The 6,936-nt window shown below is 26.6% G+C and carries 7 protein-coding genes and 1 pseudogene; 2 read left to right on the forward strand and 6 right to left on the reverse strand.

What is annotated here, in order from left to right; genetic code table 11:
• Positions 1-4 precede the first annotated feature (4 nt).
• From BUA77_RS01470 to pdxR, 6 genes are all read right to left on the reverse strand, one after another.
• Positions 5-1,387 carry an aminopeptidase gene (locus tag BUA77_RS01470; RefSeq protein WP_072886631.1) on the reverse strand — a complete coding sequence of 461 codons (1,383 nt, stop codon included), beginning with the start codon at positions 1,385-1,387 and terminating at the stop codon, positions 5-7.
• Between the two features lie 321 nt (positions 1,388-1,708).
• Positions 1,709-2,365, reverse strand: coding sequence for a response regulator (locus tag BUA77_RS01475; RefSeq protein ID WP_072886632.1), 657 nt, complete (start codon positions 2,363-2,365; stop codon positions 1,709-1,711).
• A complete protein-coding gene (locus BUA77_RS01480; protein ID WP_072886633.1) occupies positions 2,355-3,512 on the reverse strand; it encodes a sensor histidine kinase in 1,158 nt (385 codons plus the stop codon). Before BUA77_RS01480 ends, BUA77_RS01475 begins: the two co-directional genes overlap by 11 nt.
• 130 nt (positions 3,513-3,642) lie before the next feature.
• Positions 3,643-4,101: a chemotaxis protein CheW gene (locus BUA77_RS01485; RefSeq protein WP_072886634.1), complete on the reverse strand. Its 459-nt coding sequence runs from the start codon at positions 4,099-4,101 to the stop codon at positions 3,643-3,645.
• A gap of 12 nt (positions 4,102-4,113) precedes the next feature.
• The gene (locus BUA77_RS01490; protein ID WP_072886635.1) at positions 4,114-4,284 is read right to left on the reverse strand and encodes a DUF896 domain-containing protein; all 171 of its coding nucleotides are present in this window, start codon (positions 4,282-4,284) and stop codon (positions 4,114-4,116) included.
• Positions 4,285-4,439: 155 nt separating this feature from the next.
• Positions 4,440-5,867 (reverse strand): MocR-like pyridoxine biosynthesis transcription factor PdxR, encoded by a 1,428-nt coding sequence (pdxR, locus tag BUA77_RS01495; protein ID WP_072886636.1) that lies wholly within the window; start codon positions 5,865-5,867, stop codon positions 4,440-4,442.
• A 133-nt stretch (positions 5,868-6,000) separates the two neighbouring features.
• Between pdxR and BUA77_RS01500 the strand changes: the two genes are divergently transcribed.
• Both BUA77_RS01500 and BUA77_RS13660 read left to right on the forward strand, forming a co-directional pair.
• A complete protein-coding gene (locus BUA77_RS01500) occupies positions 6,001-6,486 on the forward strand; it encodes a hypothetical protein (RefSeq protein WP_072886637.1) in 486 nt (161 codons plus the stop codon).
• Positions 6,487-6,743: 257 nt separating this feature from the next.
• Positions 6,744-6,936: pseudogene (locus BUA77_RS13660) on the forward strand (IS110 family transposase); the annotation flags it as partial.

Here is a 6,936-nt window from a genome sequence, read left to right on the forward strand (position 1 = left end):
CTCCTTATTTTAAGAAAGCTTTATATGCCTTATAAGTTTCATAACAGTCTACTTTACTAACAACTTCTATTGGAGCATGCATACTAAGAACTGGAACACCGCAGTCTATTACTTCTGCACCATAGTTAGCTAATATATATGCTATTGTTCCACCGCCTCCTTGGTCTACTTTTCCAAGTTCTCCTATTTGCCACGTAACTTCATTTTCATTAAATAATTGTCTAATTTCTGATACAAACTCAGCATTAGCATCATTACATCCACCTTTTCCTCTTGCCCCTGTGTATTTAGTTATAACAACGCCATGGCCCATAAACGCTGCATTTCTTTTGTCTACAACATCAGGAAAATTAGGGTCAAATCCACAAGTAACATCAGCTGATAAAACTTTAGAATTTGCAAGAGCTCTTCTTAATTTTAAATCATTGTAATTTCCTTCTAAATTAATAAGCTCTGCTACTGTATTTTCAAAAAATCTAGATTCCATTCCTGTATTACCCATAGAACCTACTTCTTCCTTATCTACAAATAATCCTACTGCTGTATACTTTGGATTTTCTATTTCAAGTATAGATTTAAATCCTGCAAATGTACAAACTCTATCATCATGTCCATATGATGCTATCATAGATCTATCTATTCCAACATCTCTTGCTTTACCAGCAGGAACTACTTCTATTTCAGCAGTTACAAAATCTTCTTCAGTAATGCCGTACTTTCCATTTAAAAGTTTTAATATATTTTCTTTTACTGCATTTTTTTCCTTATCTTTCATAGGAATATGTCCTATTATAACATTAAGTCCTTCTCCAGTAATACCTTCTGAAAGCTTTTTACCCATTTGATCCTTTGCTAAATGAATTAAAAGATCAGTTATATATAAAACAGGATCATTTTCATCTTCTCCTATGTTTATATCAACTTTAGTACCATCCTTTTTAAATACAACACCATGAAGACTTAAAGGAATAGAAGTCCATTGATATTTTTTTATTCCACCATAATAATGAGTCTTAAGAAGAGCTAAATTTCCATCTTCATAAAGAGGAAATGGTTTTAAATCAAGTCTAGGAGAGTCAACATGAGCTCCTACTACTTTCATTCCTTTTTCTAAACTTTCTTTACCTATTACAAATAAAGCTACACCTTTTTCTTTATTATTTGCATAGATTTTACACCCACTTTGAAGCTTTCCACCTTTAATAGCTTCTTCTAAAGAAATAAATCCTTTTTCCTTAGCCTTTTTTATTATTTCTTCTACACACCTTCTTTCTGTTTTTCCATTATCTAAAAAATTCATATATTCTTTAGAATAATTCATTAAACTGTCCATTTCTCCATCCTTTAAATTATTCCAAGCGCTTTTAAATTCATGATTTAAATTCAACTCTATACACCTCCATACAATAGTGTTTAAACATATCGTTTTTATTATACCATATTTTAGAAGTTTTATATAAAAAATTCGCTTTATGCTATCTCATGATATAATTTCCTATTCGTTATAAAAAAGTCTTCATTCTAAAGATTTTACAATGTAGACTTTTTTAAAATTTCATAGCGCCAACGAATTCTAACGAATTCCGTTGCTTAAAACTCATAACGGAATTTATATTTATCCACAATTTAAATAGGAATATAATTTCCTATTCGTTATAAGAAAAGTCCCTATATTATTTTATAAAAACAACATGGGACCATAAAAAATTTATATTTTTTTTATATTATTTTTATATGCATATATAGCAGCTTGAGTTCTATCAGATAATTCTAATTTTCTTAGTATACTCGAAACATGATTTTTAACAGTTTTCTCACTTATAAATAACTTTTCTGAAATTTCCTTATTACTAAGTCCCTCTGCTATTAATGAAAGTACCTCATATTCTCTTTTAGTTAAACTTCCTAAACCTTCTTTATTAGCTTTATGTTCTTTTTTTCTATTTATTTCTTTTAAAAGCTCTCCTGCAAGATTAGGATGAACATAGCTTCCTCCGTTATATACATTAATAATAGCTGAAACTAAACTAGAAGATTCTGAATCCTTTAGCATATATCCATTTGCACCTAAATTTAAAGTTTCTATTAAATATTCTCTTTCATCATATATAGTAAGCATTATAATTTTTGATGATGAATCCATATTTTTTAATGCTCTTAGTGTTTCTATACCATTCATATTAGGCATATTTATATCTAATAAAATTACATCTATATCTATTTTTTTAAAAAACTCTATTGCCTCAAATCCATCACAAGCTTTAGCAACAACATTTATATTGTCTTCTAGCTCTAATATTCTAGCAAGCCCTTCTCTCATAAGAGAGTGATCATCTACTATCATAACTTTAATTTTATCCTTCATGTTCTACCTCCTTATTAGGAAAAGCAAATATCACCTTTGTTCCTTCTCCTATTTTTGAATCTATAGTTAATTGTCCATCTAATAAAGATGCTCTTTCTTTCATAAATCCAATTCCTAAAGAGCCTTTTAATTTGCTGTTTAAATTTATATCAAACCCAATTCCGTCATCTTCTACAACTCCAGCAACTCTTTTTTTATTTATATCTAATCTAATTCTTATATTTTTAGCCTTTGAATGTTTACATGCATTATTTAAAGATTCCTGAATAATTCTAAATGTTGTAAGTCTAACTAAAGAATGAGTTATTTTTTCATTATTTAAAACAACCAAATCAATATTTATATCTTTTTCATATTGTATATCAGAAATAATTCTATTTATTGTAGGAATTAAACCTAAATCATCTATAGACGAAGGACTTAAATCATACATAATTCTTCTTACATCTTTTAGTGTAGATCTTAAAACCTTTTTCATATTTTTAATTTCATCTTTAACAAGAGATATGTCCTTATTCATAAGCCTGTCTATTATTTCAGATTTTATAACTAAAGATGCAATACTTTGAGCTGGGCCATCATGAATATCTCTTACTATTCTTCTTCTTTCTTCTTCTTGAGATTTTATTATTTTCATTCCAACTTTAGCTTTCCCTTCTAAAGAAGTCATCTTCTTAGATACATTTTCTAAATCTCCTACTAGAAAATCAGCAACAGACTTCATTTTTGACATATAATTTTCACCTTTTTCAAGTATTTCATTTAACTTTCTAAGTCTTATTTCTAATTCATTTCTACTTATTATTAAATTTTTTTCTTCTTCTCTTTTTAAAGTTAATTTAATTTGTATATCTTTAGCTTCTTCATAAGCACTTCTTATTTTTTCTTCAGAATATTTTTGGAAATTCTTGCTAATTAGAGCTAATCTCTGTTTAGTTTTTTTCTCTTCTTTTTCTAAGTAATCCACTTCATCTATTAAAAGTTTGACTCTAATTTTCAAATTTTCTAATTCAATTTTCATTTTTTCACATTCACTATGTACACCTTCATATATTGCCATTACTTCATCTTGACTGTTTTTTATAGTTTCAACAACTTTGTTAAAAATTCCGTTTAAATCAACGAAATATTTACTTTCATCTATCATTTTAAACCTCTTTCATTATTAATATATAACATTAACATACATTATACTACAAATTTTATCAACATAATATACTACTTATTGTCTATTTATTAAAAAAAAAATAAAAGATTGTCGATTGACAATCTTTTATTTATATATCCATTCCATTTATTAAATCTTTTTCATTTTCACTTAGAATCTTTTCTAAGTCCAGTATTATTACTATTCTATCCTCAAGCTTGCCTATTCCTTGAATATATGTTTTGTCTACACCAGCTATTAATTCTGGTGCTGGGTCTATGTTCTTCTCGTCAATAGATAAAACTTGAGAAGTATCATCAACTATGAAGCCAACCATCTTATCTTTTATACTTACAACAATTATTCTAGCACCTTCTATTGATTCATTATTTTCTTCAATGTTAAATCTTTTTTTAAGATTTATAATAGGAGTAATGTCTCCTCTTATATTGATAATTCCATCCACAAATTGGGGAGTATTTGGAACTTTAATAGTTTCTCTAACCTCACTTACCTCCTTAACTGTCATAATATCCACACCATATTCTTCTTTATTAAGTTTGAAAATAACATATTTTTTTTCAGCCATAAAAGTCCCCCTTTAATCTACAATTTCTATACAATCTAATTTTTTCCTAAAATCCTTTCTAAAATTTTCCAAATATTCTTTTCTTAGTTTTTGCTGTTCTTTTTTTTCGATTTCACTAAGTCCTTCAGTTTTAGATTTTCTAGCTAAATAATTTATTCTATTTATTTTTTCTTTAGATAACACGTTTACACCTCTTTCTAAAAAATTCGCTTCATGCTACCGCATGGCTCATGTCGCCAACGAGTCCTAACGGGCTCCGTTGCTCAAAAATAATTGCTACTTCAGTTTTTTAATCAATATTATATATAGATTAAAAAATTATATAATCTCCTTAAAGTTTAAAAAAATAACCTATTGTTTTTAAAATCAATATTATTTTTATATTTTATTAAAAAATCATCTAATTTATTGTCTATTATTTCTATTCCCTTTTCTATTTTATCTACACTAGTAGAAGCTATATTTAATCTAAAAAACCTATCTTCAATAGGATTATCGAAAAAATAACTTCCTGGAAGTATTGATACTCCATAATCAATTAGATAGCTTCTAAAATCAATAGATGAATACCCCTTCGGAAGAGATAGAAAAAAGTTAATTCCTCCACTTGGAATATTAAAGTCAAGTCTTCCTTTAAACTTATCCTCTATTAATCCTTTCATCTTATCAAATCTTATTTTATATGTTTGCTCTAAATTTTTCAAATGAATTTTTAGATTAAAATTCCTTATATAATAGTATAAAGACTTTTGAACAAGACTTGAAGTTGATATATCACTAGAATACTTTGCCCAAATTACTTTATTTAAAAGCCCTATTGGTATATCCATAAGCCCAATTCGAAGACCTGGCATTAATATTTTAGAAAAGCTTTTTATATATATAACCCTATCACAATCATCGTATGATTTTAAAGTTTTATTATCATCTGAATAAAATTTAAAATCACTTAAAAAATCATCTTCTAATATATAAAAATCATACTCTTTTGCAAGTTCTAAAAGCTTTTGTTTTTTTTCTTTACTATAAGATATTCCTGTAGGATTTTGAAAATTTGGCATAACATACATAATTTTAGGCCTTATTTTTTCAAGTTTTAGTTTTAGAATACCTAAATCTATTCCATCTTTTAAAATAGGTATTTGTATAACCTTTGCTCCTTTAGTTTTAAACACCTCTAATGCACCATTGTAAGTAGGCTCTTCACAAAATATTACATCTCCATAATTAATTAAAGTTTTGCAAATTATATCTATACCCTGCTGAGCGCCTGATATTATTTGTATTCTTTGAGGGTTTGAATATATATCAAGACTCTTCAAATAATCACAGATAGCTACTCTTAAATTAAAATATCCAAGACCTTCATCATAATTAAATAAAGACGGTCCTTCTTTTTCAACCGCTATATTTATAGCTTTTTTAAAATCCTCCACTGGAAAAATTTCAAGTGATGGATTTCCTGTATCAAAAGTTATAATTTCTTCATTTGATTTAAACTCTAAATCCTCCTTATATTTTTTTATTTCACAAACATAACTTCCACTTCCTACTATTTTGTATATAAATCCTTCGTTTTCTAATAATTCATATGATTTTACTATTGTAGTGTTATTTACATTTAAAATACTTGCAAGCTTTCTTATAGGCGGAAGTTTTTCATTCTTCTCAAGTTCTCCACTTTGTATCATTTCTTTTATTTTTATATATATTTGAAGGTATTTTGGAATACTATTTTCTTCTATACTAAATTTATATTTTTCCATATTATCACCTATTCTATTATATCAAAAAATACTCTATCTGAATAATATATTATGTGTGACAAGTTTTAAAAGAAATCATACTATGTTATTGTATATAATCTCAACAATACGAAAAAGAAAGGAGGAAATTTATATGAGTTCATGTGATATAGTAAAGAGTAAGAATATAATATGCCAAGAAACTTTTAAGTTTGAGCATGAAGATAAAGATATTAAAATTTACAAGGATTTTGGACGTTTTGCTGTTGTTAATGGTAATGCTAAGATTATTCCTTTAAAATGCTGTATTGTAAATCCTCCTAAAAGTAAAAATATTAAAGTTGATGTCGAATTTGTTATAAAAGAAAATCTTACTATAAGTGAATTAGGAAATGAAGATATACATCGTGAATTTGTTTTTAGAATAGCAAAAAGATTTACATTTAAAGATTGTAAAATTAACGATACTTCTAATTTAAAATGTGAAGTTGTATGCATATCTGGTGAAAATGATATAAGGCTAAATTCAAATAATAATACACTTACTCAAAAGATCAAAGCATGCCTTGAAATTAATATATTTAAAGAAAGAAGAATAATTTTTGATTTATCATGCCCTAAATTTCCATCTGATTGCTAAGGTGGAAATTTTTTATTTTATTATTTAACAAAATTAAAGAATATTCATATATTATTAGTGACAAAAGATAATTTATTAGAACAAGCAGACGTCTTTTTTAAGATTAAATTATATTTTATATATATTTATTATAAAGGAGCATTCCTGTAATGAATAAATTTGAACTTTGATAAAAAAAGTACCTCCTGATAGAATACAGGGTGTAAGGTTGCAACTTACCCCGAATTAAAATAAGACTATCAATGGAGGTACTACAAATGAATTATACACAAAATAAAAAGATTTCGCAAATAACAGAATCAACTTTAATTATTGGAATAGATATAGCTAAATATGCACACGTTGCTAGAGCTCAAGATTTTAGAGGAATTGAGTTAGAGAAGTATATTGAAGTTTCAAATTCTATTGAAGGGTTTCGTAAGTTAACTGAATGGGTTAATTTAATATGTG

It is taken from the genome of Tepidibacter formicigenes DSM 15518 (assembly GCF_900142235.1).
Lineage (GTDB): Bacteria > Bacillota > Clostridia > Peptostreptococcales > Peptostreptococcaceae > Tepidibacter > Tepidibacter formicigenes.